The sequence below is a fragment of the Nocardioides sp. HB32 genome, assembly GCF_054058995.1.
In genome coordinates, this window is sequence record NZ_JBSSBS010000001.1 from 89,225 (window position 1) to 115,891 (window position 26,667).

The window sequence follows — 26,667 nt, forward strand, 5'->3', positions numbered from 1 at the left end:
TCCACCGAACGTGGAGTCTACGGGGTGAGGTGATGCGGAGTCCAAACCGGCTGGCGGCCCGCCTGAGTCCCCGCCCTACGATGGAGCCATGACCTCGCCCGAGACCTCTCCTCGCTCCCGTCGCGTCTCCCGCCGGATCGGCGCCATCGCCGAGTCCGCGACGCTCAAGGTGGATGCGAAGGCGAAGGCGCTCAAGGCGGAGGGCCGACCGGTGATCGGCTTCGGTGCCGGCGAGCCGGACTTCCCGACGCCCGGCTACGTCGTCGAGGCGGCGGTCGAGGCCGCCCGTGACCCGAAGAACCACCGCTACACCCCGGCCGGAGGGCTCCCCGAGCTCAAGAAGGCGATCGCCGCCAAGACGCTGCGGGACAGCGGCCTGGAGGTCGAGCCGAGCCAGGTGCTGGTGACCAACGGTGGGAAGCAGGCGATCTACGCGGCGTTCGCCACCATGCTCGACCCGGGTGACGAGGTCATCGTGCCGGCGCCGTACTGGACGACCTATCCGGAGGCGATCCGGCTCGCCGGCGGTACGCCGGTCGAGGTGCTCGCCGACGAGACGCAGGACTACAAGGTCACCGTCGCCCAGCTCGAGGCTGCGCGCACCGACCGCACCAAGGTGCTGCTGTTCGTCTCGCCGTCGAACCCCACCGGCGCCGTCTACAGCTCGGACGAGATCCGCGAGATCGGCGCCTGGGTCGAGGAGCACGAGCTCTGGGTGCTGACCGACGAGATCTACGAGCACCTGGTCTACGACGGCGCGGACACCGGCTCGCTCCCGGTCCTCTGCCCCGCGCTCGCCGACCACACCGTGATCGTCAACGGGGTCGCCAAGACCTACGCGATGACCGGCTGGCGGGTCGGCTGGATGATCGGGCCGGCCGACCTGGTCAAGGCCGCCACCAACCTGCAGTCGCACGCCACGTCCAACGTCGCCAACGTCGCCCAGCGCGCCGCGCTCGCCGCCCTGGAGGGTGACCTCAGCGCGGTCGAGGAGATGAAGTCGGCGTTCGACCGGCGGCGCAAGACCATCGTCGCGATGCTGAACGAGATCGACGGCGTCCTCTGCCCGATGCCGCTCGGCGCGTTCTACGCCTACCCCTCGGTCAAGGGACTGCTCGGCAGGGAGTACGACGGCCGCCTGATCCAGACGTCCGCCGAGCTCTCCGAGTACATCCTCGACCAGGCCGAGGTGGCGGTCGTGCCGGGCGAGGCGTTCGGCTCCCCCGGCTACCTGCGGCTGTCCTACGCCCTGGGTGACGACGACCTGGTCGAGGGCGTGACCCGCCTCCAGAAGCTCTTCTCTTGACGCATCGCTGGTCGAGCAGCGAGCGCAGCGAGAGCCGGGACCTCCACGACCTCCCGAAGGCGCACCTGCACCTGCACTTCACGGGGTCGATGCGGCACTCGACGCTGCTCGAGCTCGCCGCCCGAGACGGCATCGCGCTGCCGGACCAGCTCGTCGAGGACTGGCCGCCGAAGCTGTCGGCGGCCGACGAGAAGGGCTGGTTCCGCTTCCAGCGCCTCTACGACGTCGCTCGGTCCGTGCTGCGCACCGAGGCCGACGTTCGCCGGCTGGTGCTGGAGGCGGCCGAGGACGACGTCCGCGACGGCGGCCGCTGGCTGGAGATCCAGGTCGACCCCAGCGGGTACGGCGCGCGCTTCGGCGGGATCACGGCGTTCACCGACCTGGTCCTCGACGCGGTCCGCGACGCCTCGGCCACCACCGGCCTGGGGATGGCGGTCGTCGTCGCGGCGAACCGCACCCGGCACCCGCTGGACGCGCGCACCCTCGCCCGGCTCGCCGTGCAGTACGGCGGGCGCGGCGTGGTCGGGTTCGGCCTCTCGAACGACGAGCGGCGCGGGCGCACGGGCGACTTCGCGCCGGCGTTCCGGATCGCCGAGCGTGGCGGTCTGCTGCTGGCGCCGCACGGCGGCGAGCTGCGCGGGCCGGAGCACATCCGGCTGTGCCTCGACGAGCTGCACGCGCAGCGGCTCGGGCACGGTGTCCGGGCGGCCGAGGACCCGGCGCTTCTCGACCGGATCGTGGAGGCGGGCGTGGTCCTGGAGGTCTGCCCGGTCTCGAACGTCGCGCTCGGGGTCTACTCCGACCTCACGTCGGTGCCGCTCCCGACCCTGCTGGCGGCCGGCGCCACGGTCGCGCTCGGGGCCGACGACCCGCTGCTGTTCGGGTCCCGCCTCGCCGGTCAGTACGCCACCATGCGCGCCGCACACGGACTGACCGACAGCCAGCTCGCCGAGCTCGCGCGGATGTCGGTGCGGGCGTCCCGGGCACCGGACGACGTGAAGTCCGAGATCCTCGGCGACATCGAGGGGTGGGTGGGCTCCCCCCAAAACCGGTAGGGACTGGGAGGATGCATCCATGAGCGAGCACGAGCCTCCGGGCCCGAACCCGTACGAGCAGCCGCAGCAGCCCCCGCCGCCGCCGCAGAACCCGTACTACCCCGAGGGCCAGCCGCAGCAGCCCTACCCCCAGCAGCCACAGCAGCCGCCGTACGGCCAGCCGTACCAGCAGCCCTACCAGCAGCCGTACGGACAGCCGCAGTACGCGCAGGCGCCGTACAACTACGCGCCGCCGGCTCCCGCGCACCCGTCGGCGAACACCGCGATGGTGCTGGGCATCATCGGGCTGGCCGGGATCGCCACCTGCGGCGGCATCACGCTGGTGCTCTCGCCGTTCGCCTGGGCGACCGGGGCCAAGGCGGTCCGCGAGATCGACGCCAACCCGGCGGTGTACGGCGGCCGCGGATCCGCCTCGGCCGGGAAGATCATGGGCATCATCGGCACGATCCTGCTCGTCGTCGGCATCGTCGCGATCGTCGGTCTCATCGCGCTGGCCGTGGCGTCGTCGGACACCACGACGATCCACGGCACGGTCAACAGCAACAGCTAGAGCGAGCAGCCGACCAGCACCGGCTCGTTGACGAGCCGGATGCCGAACCGCAGCTCCACGCCGTCGCGCACCTCGAGCGCGAGCGCCAGGAGGTCCGCGGTGGACGCACCACCGCGGTTGGTGAGCGCGAGCGTGTGCTTGCCGGAGAGCGCGACCCGGCCGTTGCCGTGCCCCTTGGCGAAGCCGGCGTGCTCGATCAGCCAGGCGGCGCTGGTCTTCACGAGGCCGTCGGGCTGCGGCCACGCGGGCGCACCGTCGGGCACGGCGTCCGCCGGGACGACCGGGTTGGTGAAGAACGACCCCGCGCTCCACGTGTCGTGGTCGGCCGGGTCGAGCACCATGCCCTTGCCACCACGCAGCGCGAGCACCGCGCGGCGTACGTCGGCGAGCGCGGCCCGCTCCCCCGGCTCGACCCCGAGCGTGCGGGCGAGCTCGGCGTACGCCACCGGTCCGCCGAGCGAGCCCTGCCGGAGCTGGAACGTCACCGACAGGACGACGTGCCGGCCCGGGTCCGCCTTGAAGCGGGACGTGCGGTAGCCGAAGCCGCAGTCGGCGTTGGCGAACGTGCGGACGCCGCGCAACCGACGGTCCCAGACCCGTACCGACGCGACGGTCTGGCTGACCTCCTGGCCGTAGGCGCCGACGTTCTGGATCGGCGTCGCGCCGACCCGGCCCGGGATGCCGGAGAGCGCCTCGATGCCGGCCCACTCCTTCCCGACCGCGAGCGCGACCAGGTCGTCCCAGCTCTCACCGGCGGCGACGGTGACCAGCACCCCGCCGCAGCTCACCCCGTCCTCGACGTCCGGGCTGATGCCGCTGGTGGCGACCTCGACGACCGTGCCGGGGAACCCCTCGTCGGCGACGACCAGGTTGCTGCCGCCGCCGAGCACCAGCACCGGGTGGCCGGCCGCGTCCGCCTCCGACACCGCGGCGGTCAGCTCGGCCTCCGTCGTCGCGCGCACCCAGCGCGCGGCCGGGCCGCCGAGCCGCAGGGTGGTGTGGTCGGCGAGCAGCTCAGTCATGGGCGGGGGCACGCACGACCGCCTTCGGCATGCCGAGCACCTTCTGGCCCTCGCAGGTGACCGTCAGCCGCACGGTCGTCAGGCCGTCCTCCTCGGACGCCTCGCCCGCGACCTCGATGTCGACACCGCCCTCGGCCGGTACGACGACCGGGTTGGTGAACTTGCAGCCCAAGCTGGCCACCTCGCCGCCCGGGAACCAGGTGGACACCGCCCGGGCGGCCAGCGCCATCGTGTACATCCCGTGCGCGATCACGCCCGGCAGCCCGACGCTCTCGGCGACCGCGTCGTCCTGGTGGATCGGGTTGTGGTCGCCGCTGGCCTCGGCGTACGCCACCAGGTCGGCGCGCGTGATCGTGTAGGCCTGCGGCTCGAGCGTCATGCCGCGCCCCGGTGCACGAGCGTCGCGCTGGTCGAGCAGACCAGGGCGCCGGAGGAGTCGGTGATCTCGCTGGTCGTGCCGATGATGTCGTTGCCCGCGATCTGGCGCAGGCTCGCGACCGTGAGCGACGCGGTGAGGACGTCACCGGGGACGACCGGCCGCTCGTAGGCGAACTTCTGGTCGCCGTGCACGATCCGGAACAGGTCGATCGACTCGGCCTCGAGGAAGGCGTTCATCGCGTCGAAGGCCAGCACGATGGGGTACGTCGCGGGCGCCGCGCCGCCGTCGTACGCGCCGCCGATCGCGGCCACGAAGCTGCCGATGTGCTCCGCGGTCACCGCATAGGGTCGGGTGGGTGGGAAGACCCGGCCGACGAGGGACTGGTCGACTGGCATGCGCCCAAACTATCGGGTGGGTGCTGGCCGCACTCGTGCTGGTCGCGGGCTGCACCTCGGCCGACCCCGGTCCAGGACCGGACCGCCGGAGCGGGTGCGGGCCGATCACGTTCGACGACGTCCGGGGCACTCCCCCGACGTACCTGGAGAAGGAGGAGCTCGACCGGTTCCCGAACGACCACGCGGTCTGTGCCGGCGTGTGGCTGCGCACCGGGCACGGCTTCGTCCCGCAGGGCGTGGCGGTGGCGGGCCGGTCCGCCTTCGTCAGCGGCTTCGACGGCAACGCACCGCTGCACGAGCGGTACTGCCTGGTCGAGCGGTACGACGTCCGCACCGGCGAGCTGCTGGACCGACTCGACCCCGTCGCCGGCCAGGTCGGTGACCGGGACCCGCTGACGTGCCGGCACGGCGGCGGACTGGTGCGCGACAGCCACGGACTGTGGCTCGTCGAGACCAGCAGGCTCTGGCTGATCGACCCGGAGACCCTCGACGTGGAGCACGTGTGGGCGCTGGGGCCGCCGCTGCGCGGGTCGTTCTCGCTGACCGACGACCGCGGCCGGCTGGGGATCGGCCGGTGGTACCCGACGAGACCGGCGCAGGTCGACTGGTTCGACACCGACGAGATCGTGGCGTCCGGGGCCCTGGACATCACGCCGGAGATGTCGTCGGGGCACACCGACGCACCACGCTCGACGCAGGGCGGGGTGTGGGCGGCGCTGGCCGGGCAGCCGGCGGGTGCGTGGTTCGCGCAGTCGGTCACCCGCTGCGGAGTCCTCGGCGGACCGGAGGGCACCCGCCGGAGGGCGTTCGTGCCGGGCGCGGAGGGGATGGACCTGGTCGGAAGCCGCTCGCTGTGGGTGGTCAGCGAGGCGGGGACGCGGCACTACCAGGACCTGGGCGGGCGGCCGGTCGTGCCGCAGCTGCTGCGGCTCGACGTCTCGGACCTGCGGGCGTGGCGCCGGCCGCAGTGCCGGGTCTGAGGTGCCGGATCTGAAATGCGGACAGCCCGCCGGGCGAACCTGGCGGGCTGTCGGAAGACGGGTCGATCAGCGGGTCTCACGGTGCAGGGTGTGCCTGCGGTCGCGCGGGCAGAACTTCATCATCTCGAGCCGGTCGGGGTCGTTGCGCCGGTTCTTCTTGGTGATGTAGTTCCGCTCCTTGCACTCGACACAGGCGAGCGTGATCTTGGGGCGAACGTCGGAGCTCTTGCTGGCCACGGGAAGTCCTTGCTTGTCGGTACAGGTGTCGCAGGATGTGAGTAGCGGGGGCGGGACTCGAACCCGCGACACCACGATTATGAGCCGTGTGCTCTAACCACCTGAGCTACCCCGCCACGGGCACGGCTGTCCGAACCAGATTAACCGGTCCGTCCAGGGTCCTGCCCAGAGCCCCTTTACGGAATCGAACCGTAGACCTTCTCCTTACCATGGAGACGCTCTGCCGACTGAGCTAAAGGGGCAACGACGGAGAACGATACACAGGCTCTCCGGTAACGAGAAATCGAGGCCGGGAGCCTGGATTTCAGCCTGTCAGCGGCCTCCAGGGAGCCGCTTCCTCGAGCTCGAGAGCCAGCTCCAGGAGGGTGGATTCCCGGCCCGCACCGGCCGACAGCATCATCCCCTGCGGCAGTCCCGCCGACGAGCTCGCCAGCGGCAGCGAGACCGCCGGATCGCCGGTCGCGTTCTGCCACGGCGTGAACGCGACCCACTCGAGGATCCGCTCCATCACGGTCTCGAAGTCGTTCATCGGGTCGAGGTGGCCGACCAGCGGGGTGGTGAGCGCCAGCGTGGGCGTCAGCGCGACGTCGTACCGCCGGTGGAAGTCCGCGGAGAGCCGCGGCAGCCGGCGCAGCCGGCCGATCGCGCCGGGCAGCCGGTGCAGCCGGGCCCGGCAGTGCCGGTCGAGGCCCAGCGTGAGGTTGTCCAGGCGGGTCCGGTCGAACGACGGGCCGAGGGTGCGCCGCCCGGTGCGCACGATCATCATCGCGAGCATCGACCAGTAGAGCAGGAAGTCGTCGGGCACCGAGGAGGGCGCCGGGTGCGGGACGACCTCGACCTCGTGGCCGAGCTCCTCGAGCAGCTTCGCGGTCTTGAGGGTGAGCTCGACCACCTCCGGGTCGGCGTCCCGGCCGATGCCGCGGGTGTGCACCGCGACCCGGAGCCGGGTGCGGCCGGGACGGGTCACGTCACCGATCGGCGGCAGCTTCAGCGCACGGTAGACCTGCTCGGCCTCGCGGAGGAACGCCGCGGTGTCGCGCACCGAGCGGGTCAGCACGCCGTCGGAGACGATCCGGATCGGCATCTGCCGGGTGACCTTGTCCTGGGCGAGCCGGTCGCGGGTCGGCTTGAGCCCGACCAGGCCGTTGACCGCCGCCGGGATGCGGATGGAGCCGCCGCCGTCGTTGCCGTGCGCGAGGGGTACGGCGCCGGCGGCGACGAGCGCCGCCGTACCTGCCGACGACGCGCCGGCGGTGTGGGCGGGGTCCCACGGCGAGCGGACCGGGCCGATCCGCGGGTGCTCGGCGGACGGGCTGAACCCGAACTCGGACAGCTGGGTCTTCCCGATCGGGACCAGACCGGTGGCGAGGAACATCCGGGCAAAGTCACCGTCCTGAGCTGCGGGGCGGGCGCGGTAGGCGTCGCAGCCCTGCTGGGTCGGCATGCCGGCGACGTCGACGTTGTCCTTGAGGAACGTCGGGACACCGGCGAAGAAGCCGCCGCGCGGGTCGCGGGCCTCGGCGCGGGCCCGGTCGTAGGCGACGTAGGCGACGCCGTTGAGCTCGGGCTGGAGCCGCTCGGTGCGGGCGATCGCGGCCTCGATCACCTCGGGGATCGCCACCTCGCCCTCCTGGATCGCGGTCACCAGGCCGACCGCGTCGCGGTCGCCGAGGGCGTCGTCGCCGAAGGCGTGTACTCGGGTCACGGGGTGAGGCTAGTCCCAGTCAGAACGCCTCGGGGCCGAAGCGGTAGACCGCCAGGACGACGCACATGACGACGAGGGCGAGGGTGCGCAGGGCGTCGGGGAAGAGCTCGAGCCGCCGCACGTGCGTCACCAGCTCGACCAGGGCCACGACTGCGAGGAACACCGCAGCGAAGGGCGCGACGTACGGGATCAGGACGCCGACCGCGCCGATCACCTCCGCCCAGCCGAGCCGGCGCAGGGTCCGGTCGGAGTACGCGCCGGCCCACGTCATACCGGCCGCCACGATCTCCTCGCGCGAGCGGGTCAGCTTGAGGGCTCCGGTGCCGAGGAAGATCGCGGCCAGGAAGGCGGCGAGGATCCACAGCCAGGTGTTCGCGTCCACGGCCGTGACCCTAGTGCGCGGTCGCCCGGATCAGGTGATGCCACCGGGCGGGGACGGGACGACGATGGCCGCATGGGACTGAGGGACCGACGCCAGGACCGCCGCGAGGACCGCCGGGGTGGGGGTGGCACGACGTACCGGATGCGGGAGAAGCTGTTCTCGATCGGCGACGACTACTGGATCGAGGACGAGGGCGGGGACCGCGCCTTCAAGGTCGACGGGAAGGCGCTCCGCATCAGGCAGACCCTCGTGCTGGAGGACGCTTCGGGGCGCGAGCTGCTGAAGATCCAGGAGCGCAAGCTCAGCATCCGCGACACGATGGCCATCGAGGACGCCGACGGCAACGACGTCGCCACGGTCAAGAAGGCGATGATCTCGCCGCTGCGGGAGCGCTACCACGTCAAGCTGGCCGGCGGCGACGAGCTCGACGTCCAGGGCAACATCGTCGACCACGAGTTCGAGATCAGCCGTGGGCGCGACAAGGTGGCCGAGGTCTCCAAGCGGTGGTTCCGGATCGCCGACACGTACGGCGTCGAGATCGGCCCGGGCGAGAACCCGGCGCTGGTGCTCGCGATCGCCGTGGTCGTCGACTCGCTGTCGCACGACGTCGGCTAACCTCAGCCCCCGGTCGCCAGTCGCGCGTCGACGGCCACGGGCGACAGCACGTGGTCGAGCGCGAGCGCCCCGCAGCCCACGACGCCGGCGCGGTCGCCGTGCGTGGCCGGGAGGAACTGGAGGTCGCGGGTGGCCAGCGGGGCCGAGCGCCGGTAGACGCTCTCGCGCACGCCCGCGACGTAGAAGTCGAACGCCGCGGCCATGTCTCCCCCGATGACCACGGCAGCAGGGTTGAGCAGGTTGATCGCCACCGCGAGCACCTCGCCGAGCTCCCTCCCGCTGTCGCGCAGGAGCCCCCGGGCGAAGGAGTCGCCCTGCAGGGCGAGCGCGACCAGGTCGCGGACATGATCGACCGGCTGCTCGTGGTGATCGGTCTCCGAGGCCAGCCGGGCGACCAGGGCCCAGCCGCCGGCGATGGTCTCCAGGCAGCCCGTCGCGCCGCACCGGCACGGCAGGTCGCCGGCGGCGTCCACGGTCGTGTGCCCGATCTCGCCCGCGGCGCCGAGATGGCCGCTGAGCACCCGGCCGTCGGCGACGATCCCGAGCCCGAGACCGGTGGACGCCTTCACCACCAGCACGTCGTCGAGGACTCCGGCGCCCCCGAGCAGCTCGGACCGCGCCAGCACATCGGCGTCGTTGGCCACGAACAGCGGGGCGTCCGCGACCTCGCCGAAGTACGGCGCGAGCTGGACGCCGTCCCAGCCGGACATCACCGGGGAGCCGATGGACAGGCCGCGGACCGAGTCGAGCGTGCCGGGGAGGCTGAGGCCGATCCCGAGCACCGGCGGTGCGACGTCCTGGAGCAGCGCCGTGAGCCGTCCGGCGACGTCGGGCAGCAGCTCGTCCGGGCCGACGCCGACCTCGTGGTCGCGGGAGTCCGCGGCGAGCTCCTGCCCGTCCAGGTCGAGCACCGCGAGCTGGCTCCGGGACCGGCCGATCGCGACGGCCAGCACGACGCCCGCGTGCCGGTTGAAGACCAGCGCGCCCGGGGGGCGGCCCCCGGTGGACGCGAGCTCCTCGCCGATCTGCAGCAGCCCCGCGCTGGTCAGGGCCGACACGCGCGCCGTGACGGCGGTGCGGGACAGCCCGGTGAGGGCGCGGAGCTGGGAACGGGTCGCCGCGCGGCCGGTGCGCACGAGCTCGAGCAGCTCGCCGGCCGTCGCCGGCGCCGCGGTCTCGCGGGTCTCCACCACCTGGGTCACGCGGGAAGCATAAACGTCCCTACTTTGATCCTGAAAAAACCTATGTACGTCTTGCGATGGACCTAACTCGTCCCTACCGTGGAGCTCATGGAACCCGCTCCGGCCCCGAACGTGCTCCCCGAGACGTGTGACTTCACCGTCTTCGGCGGGACCGGCGACCTCGCCCTCCGCAAGCTGCTGCCGGCGCTCTACCACCGCGACCTCGAGGGGCAGCTCCCCGCCGACTACCGGATCCTCGGCGTGTCCATGACCGACCTCGACGACGACGCCTGGCGCTCGGTGGTGCGCACCGCGCTCGCGACGTACGTCGACGCCGCGGACCTCTACGACGGTGCGCTCGACCGCTTCCTGGCCCGGCTGCACCACCTGATGCTGGACGCCGAGAATCCTGACGACTGGCACCGCTTCCACGCCCTGCTCAAGGACCGCCCGCACCCCGAGGACGCGGTCCGGGTGTTCTACCTCGCGGTCGCCCCGAAGCTCTTCGGTGCCATCTGCCGGCGCCTCGACGAGATCGGGGTGGTCGACGAGCGCGCCCGCGTGGTGCTCGAGAAGCCGATCGGCCACGACCTCGCGTCGGCCCGCGAGGTCAACGCCGCCGTCGGAGGGGTCTTCGACGAGGCGCAGATCTTCCGGATCGACCACTATCTCGGCAAGGAGAGCGTCCAGAACCTGCTGGTGACGCGCTTCGCCAACGCCTTCCTCGAGCCGCTGTGGAACTCCCGCTGGGTCGACCACGTGCAGATCACCGTCTCCGAGACCGTCGGCGTCGGCGGCCGCGGCGAGTACTACGACAACGCCGGCGCGCTGCGCGACATGGTCCAGAACCACCTGCTCCAGCTGCTCTGCCTGGTCGCGATGGAGCCGCCGACCTACGTCGGGCGCGAGACAGTCCGCGACGAGAAGCTCAAGGTGCTCCAGGCCCTGAAGCCGATGTCGCCGGCCGACGTCGACCACGACACCGTCCGCGGCCGGTACGGCGCCGGGCTGGTCGACGGGGCCCCGGTCCCGTCGTACTCCGACGACCTGGGGCACGGCGGCTCCCGGACCGAGACCTTCGTCGCCCTGAAGACCGAGGTGCAGAACTGGCGCTGGGCCGGCGTCCCCTTCTACCTGCGCACCGGCAAGCGGATGGACCACCGCGCCTCGGAGATCGTGGTGGTGTTCAAGGAGCCGCCGCACTCGATGTTCCCCGGCGCCGAAGGCGCGACCGCCCCGAACCGGCTGCACATCCTGGTCCAGCCCGACGAGGGCATGCGGCTGCACCTGACCGCCAAGGAACCCGGCCCGGGCGGCTACCGGCTGCGGCCGGTCTCGCTCGACCTCAGCTATGCGGCCGCCTTCGACGTGCGCCTGCCCGACGCCTACGAGCGGCTGCTCATGGACGTCATCAAGGGCAACCCGACGCTGTTCATGCGCCGCGACGAGGTCGAGGCCGCGTGGTCCTGGACCGAGCCGATCCTCCAGCGCTGGGCGACCTCGCCCGACCGGCCGAAGCGGTACGCCGCCGGCACCGACGGACCCCCCGCCGCCGCCACGCTCCTCGAGCGCGACGGCCGGACCTGGCAGGAGCCCGACCAGTGAACGCACTCCACCGCACCGTCGCCGAGGTGACCGCCCGCATCGCCGAGCGGAGCACCGCGGGACGGACCGAGTACCTCGCCCGGATCCGGGCGGCGGCGGACGCCGGCCCGGCCCGCGGACGCCTCGCCTGCGCCAACCTCGCGCACGGCTTCGCCGCCGCCGAGCCCGCGGGCAAGGTCGCGCTGCGCGGCAGCGCGAAGCCGAACGTCGCCATCGTCTCGTCGTACAACGACATGCTCTCGGCCCACCAGCCCTACCGCGACTACCCGGAGTCGCTGAAGAAGGCCGTCGTGCGGGCCGGCGGCATCGCGCAGTTCGCCGGCGGCGTGCCCGCCATGTGCGACGGCATCACCCAGGGCCGCGACGGCATGCAGCTCTCGCTCTACAGCCGCGACGTGATCGCGATGTCGGCGGCGATCGCGCTCTCGCACGACATGTTCGACGGCGTGCTGATGCTCGGCGTCTGCGACAAGATCACGCCCGGCCTGCTGATCGGCGCGCTGTCGTTCGGCCACCTGCCGACGGTCTTCGTGCCCGCCGGCCCGATGACCTCGGGCCTGCCGAACTCCGAGAAGGCGAGGATCCGCCAGCTGTACGCCGAGGGCAAGGTCGGCCGCGAGGAGCTGCTCGAGGCCGAGTCGGCGTCGTATCACTCCGCCGGGACCTGCACGTTCTACGGCACCGCGAACTCGAACCAGCTGCTGATGGAGGTGCTCGGCCTGCACCTGCCGGGCTCGTCCTTCGTGAACCCGGGCACTCCGCTGCGGGACGCCCTGACGCGGGCAGCCGGCCGGCGCGTGGTCGAACTGACCCGGCAGGGCGGTCACTCCTCGACGATGGAGCCCACACCGATCGGCGAGATCGTCGACGAGAAGGCCATCGTCAACGCGTGCGTGGCGCTGCTCGCCAGCGGTGGCTCGACGAACCACACCATGCACCTGGTGGCGATCGCCCGCGCGGCGGGCATCACCCTCACCTGGGACGACCTGTCCGACCTCTCGGCCGTGGTGCCGCTGATCAGCCGGATGTACCCCAACGGCGAGGCGGACGTGAACCACTTCCACGCCGCCGGTGGCATCGCGTTCCTGGTGCACACGCTGCTGCGTGCTGGCCTGCTCCACGAGGACGTGCGGACCGTCGCCGGCCGCGGACTGTCGCTCTACACGCGCGAGCCGGTCCTGCGTGGCGACGACCTGACGTGGGAAGAGGGACCGAAGGAGTCGCTCGACCACGAGGTGCTGCGCCCCGCGTCCGACCCGTTCACCCCCGACGGCGGCCTCCAGCTGCTCTCCGGGCCGCTCGGGCGCGCCGTCATCAAGACCTCCGCCGTGAAGCCCGAGCACCGCTTCGTCTCGGCACCGGCCGTGGTCTTCGACGACCAGCACGACTTCCTCGACGCATTCGCGACGGGCTCGCTCGACGGCCGGGACTTCGTCGCGGTCATCCGCTACCAGGGCCCTGCCGCCAACGGCATGCCCGAGCTCCACAAGCTCACGCCCGCGCTGGGTGTCCTGCAGGACCGCGGACAGCGGGTCGCGATCGTCACCGACGGCCGGATGTCCGGTGCGTCGGGCAAGGTCCCGGCCGCGATCCACGTGACCCCCGAGGCCGCTCTCGGGGGCCCCCTCGCGCGGGTGCAGGACGGCGACGTCGTCACCGTCGACGCCGCCGGTGGCCTGCTCGACCTGCACGTCGACCACCACGAGCTGCAGCGCCGCCCCGCCACCGGGCGCGCCCCCCAGGGCGCCGAGTGGGCGGGCACCGGCCGGGAGCTCTTCGCGGCCTTCCGCGCCACCGTCGGGTCGGCCGACACCGGCGCCAGCGTCTTCCCGGGCGTGAGCGCCCCGGGCCAGGAGGTACCCGTTGTCCAGCCCGCTTGAGATCGTGCCGGTGCTGCCGGTCGTCGTGGCCGGGACGGCCGAGGAGGGCGTCGCGATCGCGCGCGCCCTGGTCGCCGGGGGCCTGCCCGCCATCGAGCTGACGCTGCGCACCCCGGCCGCGCTCGACGCCATCCGCGCGATCGCCGACGAGGTGCCCGAGATCCTGGTCGGCGCCGGCACCATCACCCGGCCCAGGCACGCGAAGCTGGCGGCCGACGCGGGCGCGCAGTTCCTGGTCTCCCCCGGCACCACCGGCTCGCTGCTGCACGCGCTGCAGGACTCCGGGCTGCCGTTCCTGCCGGGTGTGGCCACCGTGTCCGAGGTGCTGGCCGCCCTCGAGGCGGGCGTCACCGACCTCAAGTTCTTCCCGGCCGAGGCGTCCGGGGGCGCGGCATTCCTCACGGCGGTCGCCGGCCCGGTGCCGACCGCCCGCTTCTGCCCGACCGGCGGGATCACCGCGGCCACCGCTCCGGCCTACCTCGCGCTGCCGAACGTCGGCTGCGTCGGTGGCTCCTGGCTGACGCCGGCGGACGCGGTCGCGTCCGGGGACTGGGACCGGATCAGCATGCTCGCCGCGGAGGCCGCCGCTCTGGTTCGCTGAGGACTCGCGGCGCTCCTCAGCTTCGCCTGAAGCAGCCGACGAGGTGGGGGTCGAAGACCCCGATCGCCTCCATCAGCGCGAACATCGTGGTCGGACCGACGAACGCGAAGCCGCGCTTCTTCAGGCCCTTGGACAGCGCGACCGACTCCGCCGACGTCGTCGTCATCTCGGCGGTGTCGGCCCAGGCGGGCGGGTCGTCGGGAGCGAAGGACAGCACGAACGACTCCAGGCCGCCCGCCTCGCGCAGGGCCACCGTGGCCCGCGCGTTCGTGACCGCGGCCTCGATCTTCATCCGGTTGCGGACGATCCGCGGCTCCTGCATCAGCCGCTCGACGTCACCGGGCCCGAACGCCGCGACCGCCTCGGCGTCGAAGCCGTGGAAGACCTCGCGGAACGCCGGCCGCTTGTTGAGGATCGTCGACCATGAGAGCCCGGACTGGAACGCCTCGAGCGTCAGCCGCTCGAGGTACGCCGACTCCCCGCTGAGGCGGTTGCCCCACTCGGTGTCGTGGTAGTCGCGCATCACCCCGGGGCCACCGGCCCACGGGCAGCGCGGAACGCCGTCCTCGCCGATGACCGGTTCCATGCGCGCCATCCTGTCGCAGGGCTCCGACAGCGGTCAGTGCCGCTCCTTGAGCCGGGCGTTCGGCAAGGGCGGGGCGGGGATCGGCGGCAACTCGTCCCCGACGGGGATGCCGAACCAGCCGTCGACCAGCCCGGCGTCGGTGATCTGCGCCTGCCACTCCGCACGCCAGGCGACGACCTCCTCATGGGTGCGCGCGACCAGGTTCCACCACATGACGATCGCCTCGCCGAACGGCGGTCCGCCGAGCAGCAGCAGCCGCACCGGCTCGTCGTACGACGTCAGCGTCAGGGTGCGGCGTCCCGGCGGGACGTAGGCGAGGTCGTGCTGCTTCGCCTCGATGCCGTGGACGCCGAGAATCCCGGTGTCGACCAGCACGCCGTGCTCGAACGCCTCGTCGACGTCGAGCCCGAGGTTGGTGCGGGGCTCGAGCAGCAGCTCCGCACCGAGGAGGGGGGTGTAGGTCGGGACCGGCGAGGTGTCGCCGAGCAGCGAGCCGAGGAAGACCCGCGCCTCCCAGCCCGCACCGACGACCGGGTGCGGTGCGTGGTGGGCGAACGTCGGGTCGGTGCCGCGGTCGGAGTCGGGCAGCGCCACCCAGAGCTGGGCTCCGTGGAGGCTCGTGGTCGACGGCGTCGAGACCTCGGAGTGGCTGATGCCGCGGCCCGCGGTCATCAGGTTCACCTCGCCGGGACGCACCATCGCGTGGTGCCCCGCACTGTCGCGGTGCTCGACCTCCCCGGTGAACAGCCAGCTCACGGTCTGCAGGCCGGTGTGCGGGTGCGGTGCGACGCGCATCCCGCCGGAGTCGGCGACGTCGTCGGGCCCGTAGTGGTCCACGAAGCACCACGCCCCGATCAGCGATCGGTGCCGCTGCGGCAGGGTCCGGCGTACCCGCATCGCCCGCGGCCCTCCGAGCGGGACGTCGCGCGGCGTCATGATCTCGATCCCCGCCGTGACCGCGCACTCCGCCGTCAGCTCCGCGGGTCGGTCCTCGAGGTTGCTCACGGTCCCATTCTCGCCCGCGGCGCAATAGCCCGATCGGCCCCTGTCCCCACCCTCGACCAGCCGTTAGGTTCCGGGCAGCAACCCGGCAGCAACCCGGCAGCAGAGGAGCTGTGATGTCCACGTACGACCCGCCTCCCCCGCCCTCAGACGTCCCGCCGCCCTCGGGGTACGGCGGCGCGCCGCCCCCGCCACCGCCGCCCGCGCCGCCCGGTGGTAGCGGCTACAGCGTCGGCAACGCGTTCTCCTACGGCTGGAACAAGTTCACCCAGAACCTCGGCCAGATCCTGCTCGCGGTCGTGGTCCTGGTGGCCGTCCTGATCGCCATCCAGATCGTCGGCTTCGTCATCGGCCGAGCGGTCGCGTGCGACCCGTCGGTCAACCTGGACACCGGCGAGGTCGAGACCTGCAACGGCGGCCTCTTCACCGCGCAGAACGTCGTGAGCTGGCTGTTCAGCCTGGTCAGCTGGATCATCTCGATGATCATCGGCGCGGGCATCGTCCGTGGCGCGCTGGACCTCACCGAGGGCCGTCAGCTCGAGCCGAGCACGCTGCTCCGGCCGAACAAGCTGGGCGAGGTCGTGATCGCCTCGTTGCTGATCGGCATCCTGACCTTCGTGGGATTCATCCTGTGCATCATCCCCGGGCTCCTGGTCATGTTCTTCACGTCGTACACGCTGTACTTCCTGATGGACCGGCCCGAGCTCGGGGCCATCGACGCGATCAGGGCGAGCTTCGACTTCACCAAGAACAACGCCGGCAACGTGATCCTCTGGTTCCTCGTGAGTGTGGCCGCCTGGTTCGTCGGCGCGCTGCTCTGCGGGATCGGGCTGGTCGTCGCCGTCCCGGTCGTGCTGATCGGCACGGCGTACACCTACAAGACGCTCAACAACGAGCCGGTCGCGGCCTAGGAGTTCGAGAACACCGCGGGGTCGTCGGGGCCCCGGCCCGCCCACGTCCAGGCGTACGCCGGGTCCTCGACCGCCAGCCCGCCCTCGCCGAGGTCGAGCGGGGCGAAGGTGTCGACCATCACCGCCGACTCGTCGAAGTACTCCGCGCCGAGCGACGCCTCGATCGCGGACGGCTGCGGGCCGTGGGCGTACCCGCCGGGGTGCAGCGAGATCGAGCCGAGGCCGATGCCGGAGCCCTTGCGCGCCTCGTAGTCGCCGCCGACGTAGAACATCACCTCGTCGCTGTCGACGTTCGAGTGGTAGTACGGCACCGGGACCGACAGCGGGTGGTAGTCGACCTTGCGCGGCAGGAAGTTGCAGACGACGAAGTTGTGGCCCTCGAAGACCTGGTGCACCGGCGGCGGCTGGTGGATCTTGCCGGTGATCGGCATGTAGTCCTCGAGGTTGAACGTGTACGGGTACAGGCAGCCGTCCCAGCCGACGACGTCGAAGGGATGCGTCGCGTAGGTCATCCGGGTGCCGACGACGCCGGCGCTCGTCCGGTGCTTGACCAGCACCTCGACGTCCGCGCCCTCCTGGGTGAACGGCTGCTCGGGCCCGTACAGGTCGCGCTCGCAGTACGGCGCGTGCTCGAGCAGCTGGCCGAAGCGGGACAGGTAGCGCTTCGGCGGCGCCACGTGGCTGTTCGCCTCGATCGCGTACAGCCGGCTCGGCTCGGCAGGCAGCCACCGGTGGGTGGTCGCGCGCGGGATGACGACGTAGTCACCGGCGCGATAGCCGACGACGCCGAACACCGTCTCGACCACGCCGGTCCCGGTCTCGACGAACATGCACTCGTCGCCGATCGCGTTGCGGTAGTACGGCGAGGGGTCGGTGCCCGTCACGACGTACCCGATCCGGACGTCGTTGTTGCCCAGCACGAGGCGCCGGCCGGTGACCGCGTCGCTGCCGGTCTCGAGGTCGTGCAGCCTCAGGTGCCGCGGCTTCAGCGGGTGGTTGGGCGTGCGCGTCTGGTCGGGCAGCTCCCAGACCTCGCTCGCGACGATGGCCGAGGGGACGCCGCGGTGGTAGAGCAGGGACGAGTCGGAGGAGAAGCCCTCCTCGCCCATCAGCTCCTCGTAGTAGAGCTTCCCGTCGCCGTCGCGGAACTGGGTGTGCCGCTTCGGCGGGACCTCGCCGAGGCGTCGGTAGTGGGCCATCGCGCATCTCCGTTCGATAGTCGGACGTTCTCGTCCGCTATGTGATTCAAGGTTAGAGTGAGAAGCGTGTCCACGGAACCCCTCCCCGCCGCGTGGCGAGGCCTCGTCGACGACGCCGCCATCTTCCCGCCCGGCGACGTCCCACTCGGGGCCGCGGCGGCGGAGCACCAGGCCCGCCGAGCGGAGCCGTACGCCGACCTGGTCGGCACCTTCGTGGTCCGTGACACCGACCTCCCCGAGCTGAAGGCGACGCCGCTCGCGCTGTCCGTCGTGGTCACCGGCGGCGCCGGCAACGTCACCGGGCTGGCGACGCTGGCCCGGAAGCTGCACATCGCGGTCGAGGGCATCGAGATCGCCCTGCGCGACCCCGACGACCCCGTCGGTGCTGCTCGGCGGGTGGTCACCGCGGTGGATGCCGCCCGATCGGAAGGTCTGCTCGACGACCACGTGCCGGTCTACGTCGAGATCCCGGCCGCGTGCCCCGAGCCGGCCTGGCTGGCCGCCGCCGACGAGGTGGCCGCCGCCGAGCACCGACTGAAGTTCCGGACCGGCGGTCTCGATGCCGCGGCGTACCCCGCTGCCCACGCGCTCGCGCGCTGGATCGACGCTGCGCTCGACCGCGAGACGCCGTTCAAGTGCACGGCCGGGCTGCACCACGCGGTCCGCCACACGGGCGACGACCGCTTCGAGCACCACGGGTTCCTGAACGTGCTGGTCGCGACCCTCCGCGCCTTCGACGGCGCCGCCGTCGACGACGTGGTCGCGACACTCGAGCAACGCGACGGCGAGGCGCTGGTCGCGGATGCCGGCGAGCTCGAACGGGCACGCAGGTGGTTCACGTCGTTCGGCTCATGCTCGGTCACCGAGCCGCTCGACGACCTGATCGCCCTCGGACTGCTGGAGAAGCCATGAAGACCTGGGTCCCCGGGGCCGACGGCTCCCTCTTCGACGTCGACAACCTGCCGTACGGCGTGTTCGCGCTGCCGGGCGAGGAGCCGCGGGTCGGCGTGCGGATCGGTGACCTCGTGCTCGACCTCGCGCCGGTGGCGGCCGCCGAGATGCTCGACGTGCACCACGTCTTCGAGGAGCGCTCGCTGAACGCGCTGATGGCCGAGGGCCGGGCCGTGCGGGAGTCCGTGCGCCGCTGGGTGAGCGGGCTGCTGACCGAGGAGCCCGAGCGGGACCTGGTCGAGCCGCACCTGGTGCCGCTCCACGAGGTCACGATGCACCTGCCGGTCGAGGTCGCCGACTACGTCGACTTCTACGCCTCCGAGCACCACGCCTCGAACGTGGGCAGGATCTTCCGTCCCGACGGCGAGGCGCTGCTACCGAACTGGAAGCACCTGCCGGTCGGCTACCACGGCCGCGCCGGCACCGTCGTCGCGTCCGGCACGCCCGTCGTGCGGCCCCGGGGTCAGCAGCGCGGTGGCACCTTCGGCACCTCCAAGCGGCTGGACATCGAGGCCGAGCTGGGCTTCGTGGTCGGCACCGGCTCGGAGCTCGGCACGCCGGTGCCGTACGACGCGTTCGCGGACCACGTGTTCGGCGTGGTCGGGCTCAACGACTGGTCGGCGCGCGACATCCAGGCATGGGAGTACGTCCCGCTCGGCCCGTTCCTCGGCAAGTCTTTCGCGACCTCGATCTCGCACTGGGTGACCCCGATCGAGGCGCTCGACGCCGCGTGGGTCGACCTGCCCGGACAGGACCCGGAGCCGCTGCCCTACCTCGGGCCCGGGGAGGTCCGCGGGCTCGACATCGACGTCGAGATCGAGGTGAACGGCGAGGTCGTCAGCCGGCCGCCGTACCGCACGATGTACTGGTCGCCCGCGCAGATGCTCGCGCACCTGACGGTCAACGGGGCGTCGCTGCGCACCGGCGACCTGTTCGCCTCCGGGACGATCAGCGGTCCCGACCCGGACCAGCGGGGGTCCCTGCTCGAGATCGGCTGGGGCGACGAGTCGGCGTTCCTGGCCGACGGCGACGTGGTCACGCTGCGCTACTCGGCGCCGGGAACGGCGGGGGGCCGGCTCTCGCTGGGCGAGGTCGTCGGCGTCGTCGAGCCCGCGCGCGGCTGAGTCAGAGGAAGGTCTGTGCCCCGACGTACGTCGTGACGGCGCCCGTCGCCAGCGTGCTGGCCACCAGGAACGCCCCTGCGCCGGCAACACCGACCAGCCGCCGCGTCTGGCTCCCGTCGCGGGGCAGCACCGTCCGGCGCACCCACGCAGCACCACGCCCGGCCACGGCCAGCACGGTGCGCGCCCAGTCGTACTCGAGCGCCAGGAGCGCCATGCCGAGAGCGATGACCACCAGACCCGGGCCCGGCAGCACGAGCATCGCGACGCCGGCCACGACCACCACCGGTCCCCCGATCGTCACACCGGCGCGGACCAGGACCTTGCGGACGGGTCCGCGAGCGGCCCAGGCGTCGATCCGGTCGAGGAGGGCCTGGGCGCGCGGGGAGAGCTGGGGGTGGGTCACCGGTCCATGGTCCCGGCCCTGGCTGAGAGCTTCGTGAGGACGGCCCCGTCGGCCCGTCGTGGTCACCGAGGATGCACGCATGCCCACGTCCCCGCCGCTGTCGATCGTGGCGACCCCGTCGCTCGGGCCGGCTCAGTTGAGCGCGGTGGTGCCGTCGTGGGTGACGCGGTACTGCCGGTCGTGGGGTCCGGTCCAGGTGTAGCTGCCGTCGGGGTCGCGTCGGTAGCGCCATCGTCGTCGGGTCTTGGCGCGGTGGTGGCGTCGGCACAGCGGGGCGAGGTTCGACGGGCAGGTCGGGCCGCCGTCTCGGTAGGCGATGACGTGGTCGAGGTCGCAGGACCGGGCGTCGGTCTGGCAGTGCGGGAACACGCAGTGCTGGTCGCGGAGGATGACGAGCTCCCGCATCCACGGCGGCGGGTCGTGCCGGTCCACGGAATCGGACCGGTCCATCCGCAGCACGGGCAGGACGGTCACCTGGGCGTGGCCGACCCAGTCCTTGATCCGGCCCATCGTCAGCGGACCGAGGCGCTCGACCGATCCGGTGCCGATCGTCTCGTCGCCGAGGTCGGTGAGGTCGGTGAGGTCGGCGTGCACGTAGAGCCTGATCCGGGGCGGCCTCCCGCCGCCGAGCTTGCGGGCCAGGACACCGAACGCGATCGCGCGGCGTACCTCGATCGGCTCCGGTCCCGGCTCGAGGTGGGCGTTGATCTGCTCGTAGTGGTGGGTCAGGTCGGCGGTGTCACCGGTGATCACCAGCACCGAGGTGCCGGCCCAGCGGCCGGCACCGGCCATCGGGCCGTGGAAGAGCTCGACGTTCCAGTTGCTCCGGTCCAGCCGCTCGGTCTGCTCCTGCACGACGGTGTCGGTGGCCTCGGCCACGGCCTGGTCGATGGCCCGGACCCCGCACCTGTCGGCCCGGGGCGCGAGGACGGCGTCGACCGCCGCGGCCTGCTCGGCGGTGAGCTGGCCGGTGGCCTGGGCGATCCGGCGGCCCCGCCAGGCGGGCACCTCGAGGGCCTCGACCCGCGCCCAGGTCCGCGGGAGACGGTGGTGCAGGGCCAGGGCGTCGGCCATCAGCTGGAGGGCGGCGTGGGTGGTGATCCCGAACGCGGCGCCGAGGGACTCCGCGGTGAACTCCTCCACCTCCGGGGTCCCGGGATCGCTGACCGGGTCGACGTGGCCCTTGACGACGTCCTCGGGGGCCGCGGGGTGCCGGTGCGCCCACTCCAGAGCGAGCCGCAGCCTGGCGCGGTCCAGACGCCGGGACTCGACCTCGGCGTCCTCGCACAGCGCCAGCAGCCAGTCGTCGTCGAGGTCCTCGACCACGAGAGGCTGGTGGCTGCTGTCGGTCACGATCACAGCTCCACCCCACCACCGGCCACCGACAGTCGAGGGCCCAGAACCCTTGTTTTGACCGGCATGTGAGACACTTTCCCAAAGTCTTTCGAAATATCTTCGAGCAATTCCGGATGCTCCGGCCAGCACGAGCGGCGCCGGCCGGAAAGCCGGGATGCGGCCGCAACCAACCGCCCGCCGCACCCGCTTCGCTGCCTGTCGATCGCAACCCCGACGGACCGTGAGCCGCCGGCGATCTGACGCGCGGGCGCCCACAACAGGCCGGCAGGTCTACGCTGCCCCCCATGTACGACGGCCCGCCCGTGGTGGTCGTCGGGAACGGTCCGGTGGGGCAGACCACGGCACTGCTGCTGGCCCGGTGGGAGGTCCCGACCGTGGTCCTCGACGCCCACGAGCGTCGCGAGGCGGTCGGGTCGCGCTCGATCTGCCAGCAGCGCGAGACCCTGGACATCTGGGACACCGTCGGGGCGGGCAGGGCGATCGCGGACGAGGGCGTGACCTGGCGGGTGGCGCGGACGTACTACCGCGAGCACGAGCTGTTCCACGTCGCCTTCGCCGACAGCGGCGACAGCCCCTTCCCACCCTGGGTGAACATCGGGCAGGCGCGGGTCGAGCAGGTCCTCGACGAGCGGATCGCGGACGCTCCGCTGGTCGACGTCCGCTGGGGCACGACCGTCACCGGCATCAGCCAGGACGACCGCGCCGTCCGGGTTGGGACGACGCGCGGCACGATCGAGACGTCGTACGTCGTGGGGTGCGCCGGCGCCCGCGGCGAGATCGTCCGGGCGGCGATCGGCGCGGGCTTCGAGGGGCGCACCTTCGAGGACCGGTTCCTGATCTGCGACATCCGCTGCGACCTGCCCGAGCGGGAGCTCGAGCGACGCTTCTACTTCGACCCGGAGTGGAACCCGGGCCGCCAGGTGCTGATGCACCCGTGCCCGGACTCGACCTACCGCATCGACTGGCAGGTCGACCCCGGCTTCGACCTCGAGCGGGAGCGCGCGAACGGCGATCTCGACAGGCGGATCCGCAGGATCGTGGGGTCCGTCGACCACGAGGTCCTCTGGTGCACGGTCTACCGGTTCCACTCGCGGCTCGCGACCACGATGGGCAGCGGCCGGGTGCTGCTCGCGGGCGACTGCGCCCACCTGATGGCGCCGTTCGGCGCGCGCGGCCTCAACTCCGGCGTCGCCGATGCCGAGAACGCCGCCTGGCGGATCGCGTACGCGCTGCACGGCTGGGCGTCTCCCCGCACCGTGGACGGCTACGCCGCCGAGCGGCGGGCAGCCGCGGAGAACAACCTCGCGATCACGACCCGCACCATGGACTTCCTCGTCCCGCAGTCCGAGGCCGGGTGGGCGCACCGCCGCGACGTCCTCGAGCGCGCGGTCACCGATGCAGCCGCCCGCGCCGAGATCGACTCCGGGAAGCTGTACGCGCCGTTCCGCTACGGCGCCGACCGCCACCCCGCCGTCGGCGCCCTGCACCCCGACCACCGCCTGCGAGCCGCGGCCCGGCGGGCCCGCGGCGAGTTCCTCACCCACGCGACCGGTGGCGGCACGTGCGTCGTGCGGCCCGACGGCCACGTCGCGGCCGTCTCGGAATGGAGTTGAGCCCGGACGCGTCCGACGGTTGGCTGTCCCCATGAGCGACATCCGGGTGGACGTGGCCGCCGACGCCGAGCGGTTCCTCGCGAGCGACGTCCTGGTCTGGTCGCAGGAGGCGCTCGCGGCGCCGGTCGAGGTCCAGCTGACCGGCCTGCCGGCCGACCAGCGGTTCGCGGCCGAGGTCGAGGGGGCCGACAGCTCGACGTACCCCGGCATCTACGGCGTCTACCCGCTCGACCTCGCCGTGCCCGGCGCCGACGGCGACCCGAGGCTGGTGCCGTGCGCCGGGCTGACCTGGGTCGGCGTGCACCCCGACCACCGGCGCAGGGGGGTGCTGACCGCGATGCTCCGGCACCACTTCGAGCAGGTGCGGGACACGCCGGGCACCCACCTGTCCGCGCTGCACGCGAGCGAGCCCGCGATCTACGGGCGGTACGGCTACGGCCTCGCCTCCCTCGAGCTGCCGGTCACGCTGTCACGCGGCGCGACCCTCACCGCTCCGGGCTTGGACGAGGCCGCCGGCGCCGTCACGACCCAGCTGGCGTCCATGCCCGACGCCGGCACCCCGCAGCGGATGCACGACTGCCACCGCGCCGCGGTCGACACCGGCTCCGTCGTGGGCGAGCTCGGCTACTACCAGCGGATGTGCCAGCAGTTCCCGGAGTGGCTGCGCGACAAGGAGCCGTGGCGGGTGCTCTTCGCCCGCCGGGACGGCCGCGACGTGGGCTTCGCGATGTTCCGGCGCGAGCCGAAGTGGGACGACGCCCGCCCGGCCGGCCGCGTCGTTGCGCTCCTGGTCGTCGGCGATCCGCCGACCCGGCTCGCCCTGGTCCGCCGGCTGGTCGACTTCGACCTGATGGGCAGCGTCCAGCTGTGGACCGCCGGCGTCGAGGATCCCGTGCTCGCCTGGACGGGCGGGCCGCGGTCGGTCTCGAAGATCGAGACCTACGACAGCCTCTGGGTGCGGCTCGTGGACCTGCCCGAAGCGCTCGCGGCGCGCACCTGGAGCGCCCCGTGCGATGTCGTCGTCGAGGTCACCGACGACCACGCCCCGTGGAACGCGGGCACCTGGCGGATCCACGCCGACGAGTCCGGTACGGCGGCCGCGGAGCGGACCGACGCGGACGCCGACCTGAGGCTGTCGATCGACGCGCTCGGTGCGGCGTACCTCGGCGGCGGCAACCTGGTCGGCCTGGTCCGCGCCGGACTGGTCGCCGAGGCCCGGCCCGGGGCGGCCCGCGAGCTCGGGCGGGCGCTGCACACCGACGTGCCGCCGGCCGCGTCGATGATGTTCTAGCCGACTCTGCGGCAGGACCTACAGGGGCCGGCCGCGGATGGACGCGTCGAGGACCTCGACGGTGTGCGCGAGCTTCATCGGGTGTCCCGAGCGCTCGATCGCGGCAGCCACCTGCATCAGGCAGCCGGGGTTCGCGGTCACCAGCACGTCGGCGCCGGTGGCCACGATGTTCGCGGCCTTGCGGTCGCCGAGCTCGCGCGCGGGCTCGGGGTTGAGCACGTTGTAGATGCCGGCCGAGCCGCAGCACAGCTCCGCCTCGGCGACCTCGCGCAGGTCGAGGCCGGGGATGGCCTCGAGCAGCCGGCGCGGCGGCACCCGCACGCCCTGGGCGTGCCCGAGGTGGCAGGCGTCGTGGTATGCGACGGTCACCTCCAGAGGGTGGCGGACGGCGACCGGGCCGAGCTCGTCGAGGACCTCACTGATGTCGCGCACCTTGTCCTGGAAGTCGCGCGCCTCCTCGCCGAGGAGCGCGACGTACTCCTTCATCGACGAGCCGCAGCCCGCAGCGTTCACCACGACCCGCTCGACCCCGGCGGCTTCGAAGACACCGACCAGCTTCCGCGCGTAGGCCTTCGCCTCCTCGGACCGGCCGTTGTGCACCGACAGCGCACCGCAGCAGCCCTGGTCGGGCGGAACGACGACCTCGCACCCCTCGGCCTGCAGCACGCGCGCCGTCGCGGCGTTCACCGCCGGGAAGAACGCGCCCTGCACGCAGCCGGTCAAGAGCCCCACCACCATCCGGCGCGGACCGTTCGCCGGCAGCCGCTCGGGCAGCCGCTCCGGCCTGGAGAGCCGCGGCGCCAGGCGCTCCATCGCCGCGAGCGACGGAGCGAGCCGGTCGAGCAGGCCGGTACGACGGAGAGCCCGGTCGAGCCCGGTCCGCTGCACGCCGCGCAGGGGGCCGCGCAGCAGGCGCAGCCGCCTCGGGTGCGGGAAGACCGCGAAGATCAGGCCGCGCAGCGCGCGGTCCGACGCCGACCGCCGGTGCACGCGCTCGACCTCGGCCCGGGTCTCCTCGATGAGGCGGTCGTACTGCACGCCCGACGGGCACGCGGTCACGCACGCCATGCAGCCCAGGCAGGCGTCCCAGTGGCCGACCATCGCGTCGGTGATCACCTCGCCCTCGGTGGCCTGCAGCATCAGCTGGATCCGGCCGCGCGGGCTGTCCATCTCCTCGCCCCAGAGCACGTAGGTCGGGCAGGTCGGCAGGCAGAAGCCGCAGTGCACGCAGTCGTCGAGCAGCTCCGGGTCCACGTCAGATCCCTCCCACGAAGCGACCGGGCGCGAGCCGGTGGTCCGGGTCGAACTGGTCCTTCACGCGCCGCATCAGCTCCAGCGCCGGTACCGGGCCCCACACGTCCACCGACGCCTTCACCTCGTCCGGGGCGTCGACGACGACCACGCTGCCGTGGTGCGCCGCGGCCACCTCGCGCAGCCGCGGCAGCGCATCGGGTACGGCGAGCGCGGCGTACACGACCCCGGCGCCGGCCGACCCGCGCACCCGGGCGCCGGCCTCGGCCAGGGCGGCCAGGACGTCGCGCAGCCCGGACAGCACGAAGGTGACCTTGAGCCCGGTCTCCCCGGGCTGCCACGGGTAGGTGCCCCAGCCCTCCGGGGCGGTGTCCGACACCGACCCGCCGATCAGGCCCCGGATCGTCCCGACCCTGGCGGCGACCCCGTCCGGCCGGCCGCCCACCATCACCGACAGCGTGGTGCCGTCGACCTCGACGGCCCACGGCACCGCCTGCGAGTGCACGACGGCGTGGACCAGGTCGTGCACGTCGTCCGCCGCGACGCTCACCCACCGGCGCACCTCCGGCTCGGGGTGCAGCCGGAACACCGCCTCGGTGACGATCGCGAGGGTGCCGTACGAGCCCACGACGAGCTTGCCGAGGTCGTAGCCGGCGACGTTCTTGACGACCCGCCCGCCGGCCTTGGCGACCACCCCGTCCGCGCGGACGACGGTGACGCCGATCAGCAGGTCGCGCGCCGTACCCGCGACGAGCCGTTGCGGCCCGGACGCGTTGGTCGCGAGGGTCCCCCCGATGCTCGCGCCGGGGACGGTCTCGTCGAGCGCGAGCCGCTGGCCCTCCGTGCCGACCCGGGCCTGCACCTCGGCGAGCCGGGCGCCGGCCTGGACCTCGACGATCAGGTCACCGGCCTGGTGGTCGAGCACGCGGTCCATGCCGCTGAGGTCGACGACGAGGTCAACCGAGACCGGCAGACCCCAGCCCTGCTTGGTGCCTCGCCCCTGCGCCACCACGGCGAGACCCCGGGCGGCCGCGTCGCGCAGCACGTCCGCCACCTCGGCGGTGGACGTCGGACGCACGACCACACC

General features: G+C 72.7%; 27 protein-coding genes and 2 tRNA genes. 13 read left to right on the top strand and 16 right to left on the bottom strand.

Annotated features, from left to right (window positions below; genetic code table 11):
• The first annotated feature begins 88 nt into the window (after positions 1 to 88).
• The 3 genes from ACVW2K_RS00440 to ACVW2K_RS00450 are packed head-to-tail and all read left to right on the top strand — an operon-like array spanning position 89 to position 2,911.
• Positions 89 to 1,306, top strand: a complete 1,218-nt coding sequence (locus tag ACVW2K_RS00440; RefSeq protein WP_028637302.1) for a pyridoxal phosphate-dependent aminotransferase — start codon at positions 89 to 91, stop codon at positions 1,304 to 1,306.
• Positions 1,303 to 2,361: an adenosine deaminase gene (locus ACVW2K_RS00445; RefSeq protein WP_457201134.1), complete on the top strand. Its 1,059-nt coding sequence runs from the start codon at positions 1,303 to 1,305 to the stop codon at positions 2,359 to 2,361. Before ACVW2K_RS00440 ends, ACVW2K_RS00445 begins: the two co-directional genes overlap by 4 nt.
• Before the next feature lie 19 nt (positions 2,362 to 2,380).
• On the top strand, positions 2,381 to 2,911 hold the full coding sequence (locus ACVW2K_RS00450) for a hypothetical protein (protein WP_457201135.1): 531 nt from the start codon (positions 2,381 to 2,383) through the stop codon (positions 2,909 to 2,911).
• On the opposite strand, the gene ACVW2K_RS00455 is transcribed toward ACVW2K_RS00450, so the two are convergent.
• Genes ACVW2K_RS00455 through ACVW2K_RS00465 form a run of 3 tightly spaced genes read right to left on the bottom strand, consistent with a single transcriptional unit; the run spans position 2,908 to position 4,707 of the window.
• Complete coding sequence (locus ACVW2K_RS00455) at positions 2,908 to 3,933, bottom strand: UDP-N-acetylmuramate dehydrogenase (protein WP_457201136.1); 1,026 nt, start codon at positions 3,931 to 3,933, stop codon at positions 2,908 to 2,910. The genes ACVW2K_RS00450 and ACVW2K_RS00455 overlap by 4 nt on opposite strands.
• Positions 3,926 to 4,312 (bottom strand): MaoC/PaaZ C-terminal domain-containing protein, encoded by a 387-nt coding sequence (locus tag ACVW2K_RS00460; protein WP_457201137.1) that lies wholly within the window; start codon positions 4,310 to 4,312, stop codon positions 3,926 to 3,928. Before ACVW2K_RS00460 ends, ACVW2K_RS00455 begins: the two co-directional genes overlap by 8 nt.
• Positions 4,309 to 4,707, bottom strand: coding sequence for an FAS1-like dehydratase domain-containing protein (locus ACVW2K_RS00465; RefSeq protein WP_457201138.1), 399 nt, complete (start codon positions 4,705 to 4,707; stop codon positions 4,309 to 4,311). Before ACVW2K_RS00465 ends, ACVW2K_RS00460 begins: the two co-directional genes overlap by 4 nt.
• A gap of 20 nt (positions 4,708 to 4,727) precedes the next feature.
• On the opposite strand from ACVW2K_RS00465, the gene ACVW2K_RS00470 reads away from it, so the two are divergent.
• Complete coding sequence (locus ACVW2K_RS00470; protein ID WP_457201139.1) at positions 4,728 to 5,687, top strand: hypothetical protein; 960 nt, start codon at positions 4,728 to 4,730, stop codon at positions 5,685 to 5,687.
• 66 nt (positions 5,688 to 5,753) lie between these two features.
• Here the strand turns inward: ACVW2K_RS00470 and rpmG are convergent, their stop codons facing one another.
• From rpmG to ACVW2K_RS00495, 5 genes are all read right to left on the bottom strand, one after another.
• Positions 5,754 to 5,924 (bottom strand): 50S ribosomal protein L33, encoded by a 171-nt coding sequence (gene rpmG / locus ACVW2K_RS00475; protein WP_028637296.1) that lies wholly within the window; start codon positions 5,922 to 5,924, stop codon positions 5,754 to 5,756.
• Positions 5,925 to 5,966: 42 nt separating this feature from the next.
• Positions 5,967 to 6,040, bottom strand: a tRNA-Met gene (locus ACVW2K_RS00480).
• Positions 6,041 to 6,093: 53 nt separating this feature from the next.
• A tRNA-Thr gene (locus ACVW2K_RS00485) sits at positions 6,094 to 6,166 on the bottom strand.
• Between the two features lie 62 nt (positions 6,167 to 6,228).
• Positions 6,229 to 7,629: an amidase gene (locus ACVW2K_RS00490; protein WP_457201140.1), complete on the bottom strand. Its 1,401-nt coding sequence runs from the start codon at positions 7,627 to 7,629 to the stop codon at positions 6,229 to 6,231.
• A gap of 19 nt (positions 7,630 to 7,648) precedes the next feature.
• Positions 7,649 to 8,011: a DoxX family protein gene (locus tag ACVW2K_RS00495; protein ID WP_457201141.1), complete on the bottom strand. Its 363-nt coding sequence runs from the start codon at positions 8,009 to 8,011 to the stop codon at positions 7,649 to 7,651.
• Positions 8,012 to 8,083: 72 nt separating this feature from the next.
• Here ACVW2K_RS00495 and ACVW2K_RS00500 point away from each other — a divergent pair, with 72 nt between their 5' ends.
• Positions 8,084 to 8,626: an LURP-one-related/scramblase family protein gene (locus ACVW2K_RS00500; protein ID WP_457201142.1), complete on the top strand. Its 543-nt coding sequence runs from the start codon at positions 8,084 to 8,086 to the stop codon at positions 8,624 to 8,626.
• A gap of 2 nt (positions 8,627 to 8,628) precedes the next feature.
• Here ACVW2K_RS00500 and ACVW2K_RS00505 read toward each other — a convergent pair whose 3' ends face one another.
• Positions 8,629 to 9,828: an ROK family transcriptional regulator gene (locus ACVW2K_RS00505; protein ID WP_231496196.1), complete on the bottom strand. Its 1,200-nt coding sequence runs from the start codon at positions 9,826 to 9,828 to the stop codon at positions 8,629 to 8,631.
• A gap of 87 nt (positions 9,829 to 9,915) precedes the next feature.
• On the opposite strand from ACVW2K_RS00505, the gene zwf reads away from it, so the two are divergent.
• From zwf to eda, 3 genes are read left to right on the top strand one after another with little or no spacing between them, the layout of a single operon-like run.
• A complete protein-coding gene (gene zwf, locus ACVW2K_RS00510; RefSeq protein WP_457201143.1) occupies positions 9,916 to 11,412 on the top strand; it encodes a glucose-6-phosphate dehydrogenase in 1,497 nt (498 codons plus the stop codon).
• Positions 11,409 to 13,292 carry a phosphogluconate dehydratase gene (gene edd, locus ACVW2K_RS00515; protein ID WP_457201144.1) on the top strand — a complete coding sequence of 628 codons (1,884 nt, stop codon included), beginning with the start codon at positions 11,409 to 11,411 and terminating at the stop codon, positions 13,290 to 13,292. The genes zwf and edd overlap by 4 nt, the downstream gene beginning before the upstream one ends.
• Positions 13,276 to 13,893, top strand: a complete 618-nt coding sequence (gene eda, locus ACVW2K_RS00520) for a bifunctional 4-hydroxy-2-oxoglutarate aldolase/2-dehydro-3-deoxy-phosphogluconate aldolase (RefSeq protein ID WP_457201145.1) — start codon at positions 13,276 to 13,278, stop codon at positions 13,891 to 13,893. The genes edd and eda overlap by 17 nt, the downstream gene beginning before the upstream one ends.
• A 16-nt stretch (positions 13,894 to 13,909) precedes the next feature.
• Here eda and ACVW2K_RS00525 read toward each other — a convergent pair whose 3' ends face one another.
• Both ACVW2K_RS00525 and ACVW2K_RS00530 read right to left on the bottom strand, forming a co-directional pair.
• Positions 13,910 to 14,479: a DNA-3-methyladenine glycosylase I gene (locus ACVW2K_RS00525; protein ID WP_457201146.1), complete on the bottom strand. Its 570-nt coding sequence runs from the start codon at positions 14,477 to 14,479 to the stop codon at positions 13,910 to 13,912.
• Between the two features lie 33 nt (positions 14,480 to 14,512).
• Complete coding sequence (locus tag ACVW2K_RS00530) at positions 14,513 to 15,484, bottom strand: pirin family protein (RefSeq protein WP_457201147.1); 972 nt, start codon at positions 15,482 to 15,484, stop codon at positions 14,513 to 14,515.
• Positions 15,485 to 15,597: 113 nt separating this feature from the next.
• Here ACVW2K_RS00530 and ACVW2K_RS00535 point away from each other — a divergent pair, with 113 nt between their 5' ends.
• The gene (locus tag ACVW2K_RS00535; RefSeq protein WP_457201148.1) at positions 15,598 to 16,392 is read left to right on the top strand and encodes a hypothetical protein; all 795 of its coding nucleotides are present in this window, start codon (positions 15,598 to 15,600) and stop codon (positions 16,390 to 16,392) included.
• Here the strand turns inward: ACVW2K_RS00535 and ACVW2K_RS00540 are convergent.
• Positions 16,389 to 17,591 carry a homogentisate 1,2-dioxygenase domain-containing protein gene (locus ACVW2K_RS00540; RefSeq protein WP_457201149.1) on the bottom strand — a complete coding sequence of 401 codons (1,203 nt, stop codon included), beginning with the start codon at positions 17,589 to 17,591 and terminating at the stop codon, positions 16,389 to 16,391. The two genes, ACVW2K_RS00535 and ACVW2K_RS00540, sit on opposite strands and share 4 nt — an antisense overlap.
• Positions 17,592 to 17,657: 66 nt before the next feature.
• On the opposite strand from ACVW2K_RS00540, the gene ACVW2K_RS00545 reads away from it, so the two are divergent.
• Together ACVW2K_RS00545 and fahA are read left to right on the top strand one after the other, a co-directional pair.
• A complete protein-coding gene (locus ACVW2K_RS00545; RefSeq protein ID WP_028637285.1) occupies positions 17,658 to 18,503 on the top strand; it encodes a hypothetical protein in 846 nt (281 codons plus the stop codon).
• Positions 18,500 to 19,666: a fumarylacetoacetase gene (fahA, locus tag ACVW2K_RS00550; protein WP_457201150.1), complete on the top strand. Its 1,167-nt coding sequence runs from the start codon at positions 18,500 to 18,502 to the stop codon at positions 19,664 to 19,666. The genes ACVW2K_RS00545 and fahA overlap by 4 nt, the downstream gene beginning before the upstream one ends.
• Position 19,667: 1 nt before the next feature.
• Here fahA and ACVW2K_RS00555 read toward each other — a convergent pair whose 3' ends face one another.
• Positions 19,668 to 20,069, bottom strand: a complete 402-nt coding sequence (locus tag ACVW2K_RS00555) for a PGPGW domain-containing protein (RefSeq protein ID WP_457201151.1) — start codon at positions 20,067 to 20,069, stop codon at positions 19,668 to 19,670.
• A 132-nt stretch (positions 20,070 to 20,201) separates the two neighbouring features.
• Positions 20,202 to 21,422, bottom strand: coding sequence for an HNH endonuclease signature motif containing protein (locus tag ACVW2K_RS00560; RefSeq protein ID WP_457201152.1), 1,221 nt, complete (start codon positions 21,420 to 21,422; stop codon positions 20,202 to 20,204).
• A gap of 287 nt (positions 21,423 to 21,709) precedes the next feature.
• Here ACVW2K_RS00560 and ACVW2K_RS00565 point away from each other — a divergent pair, with 287 nt between their 5' ends.
• Both ACVW2K_RS00565 and ACVW2K_RS00570 read left to right on the top strand, forming a co-directional pair.
• Positions 21,710 to 23,038 (top strand): FAD-dependent monooxygenase, encoded by a 1,329-nt coding sequence (locus tag ACVW2K_RS00565; RefSeq protein ID WP_457201153.1) that lies wholly within the window; start codon positions 21,710 to 21,712, stop codon positions 23,036 to 23,038.
• 31 nt (positions 23,039 to 23,069) lie between these two features.
• Entirely contained in the window at positions 23,070 to 24,329 is a 1,260-nt protein-coding gene (locus tag ACVW2K_RS00570; RefSeq protein ID WP_457201154.1) for a GNAT family N-acetyltransferase, read from the top strand.
• Between the two features lie 18 nt (positions 24,330 to 24,347).
• Here the strand turns inward: ACVW2K_RS00570 and ACVW2K_RS00575 are convergent, their stop codons facing one another.
• Entirely contained in the window at positions 24,348 to 25,583 is a 1,236-nt protein-coding gene (locus ACVW2K_RS00575) for a (Fe-S)-binding protein (RefSeq protein ID WP_457201155.1), read from the bottom strand.
• 1 nt (position 25,584) lies between these two features.
• On the bottom strand, positions 25,585 to 26,658 hold the full coding sequence (locus tag ACVW2K_RS00580; protein WP_457201156.1) for an FAD-binding oxidoreductase: 1,074 nt from the start codon (positions 26,656 to 26,658) through the stop codon (positions 25,585 to 25,587).
• Positions 26,659 to 26,667 lie beyond the last annotated feature (9 nt).

Bases quoted from the DNA above. Each gene is read 5' to 3' on its own strand.
- ACVW2K_RS00440 (WP_028637302.1), top strand. From the start codon at position 89: ATGACCTCGCCCGAGACCTCTCCTCGCTCCCGTCGCGTCTCCCGCCGG.
- ACVW2K_RS00450 (WP_457201135.1), top strand. From the start codon at position 2,381: ATGAGCGAGCACGAGCCTCCGGGCCCGAACCCGTACGAGCAGCCGCAG.
- ACVW2K_RS00455 (WP_457201136.1), bottom strand. From the start codon at position 3,933: ATGACTGAGCTGCTCGCCGACCACACCACCCTGCGGCTCGGCGGCCCG.
- ACVW2K_RS00460 (WP_457201137.1), bottom strand. From the start codon at position 4,312: ATGACGCTCGAGCCGCAGGCCTACACGATCACGCGCGCCGACCTGGTG.
- ACVW2K_RS00465 (WP_457201138.1), bottom strand. From the start codon at position 4,707: ATGCCAGTCGACCAGTCCCTCGTCGGCCGGGTCTTCCCACCCACCCGA.
- ACVW2K_RS00500 (WP_457201142.1), top strand. From the start codon at position 8,084: ATGGGACTGAGGGACCGACGCCAGGACCGCCGCGAGGACCGCCGGGGT.
- zwf (WP_457201143.1), top strand. From the start codon at position 9,916: ATGGAACCCGCTCCGGCCCCGAACGTGCTCCCCGAGACGTGTGACTTC.
- ACVW2K_RS00525 (WP_457201146.1), bottom strand. From the start codon at position 14,479: ATGGAACCGGTCATCGGCGAGGACGGCGTTCCGCGCTGCCCGTGGGCC.
- ACVW2K_RS00535 (WP_457201148.1), top strand. From the start codon at position 15,598: ATGTCCACGTACGACCCGCCTCCCCCGCCCTCAGACGTCCCGCCGCCC.
- ACVW2K_RS00540 (WP_457201149.1), bottom strand. From the start codon at position 17,591: ATGGCCCACTACCGACGCCTCGGCGAGGTCCCGCCGAAGCGGCACACC.
- fahA (WP_457201150.1), top strand. From the start codon at position 18,500: ATGAAGACCTGGGTCCCCGGGGCCGACGGCTCCCTCTTCGACGTCGAC.
- ACVW2K_RS00565 (WP_457201153.1), top strand. From the start codon at position 21,710: ATGTACGACGGCCCGCCCGTGGTGGTCGTCGGGAACGGTCCGGTGGGG.
- ACVW2K_RS00570 (WP_457201154.1), top strand. From the start codon at position 23,070: ATGAGCGACATCCGGGTGGACGTGGCCGCCGACGCCGAGCGGTTCCTC.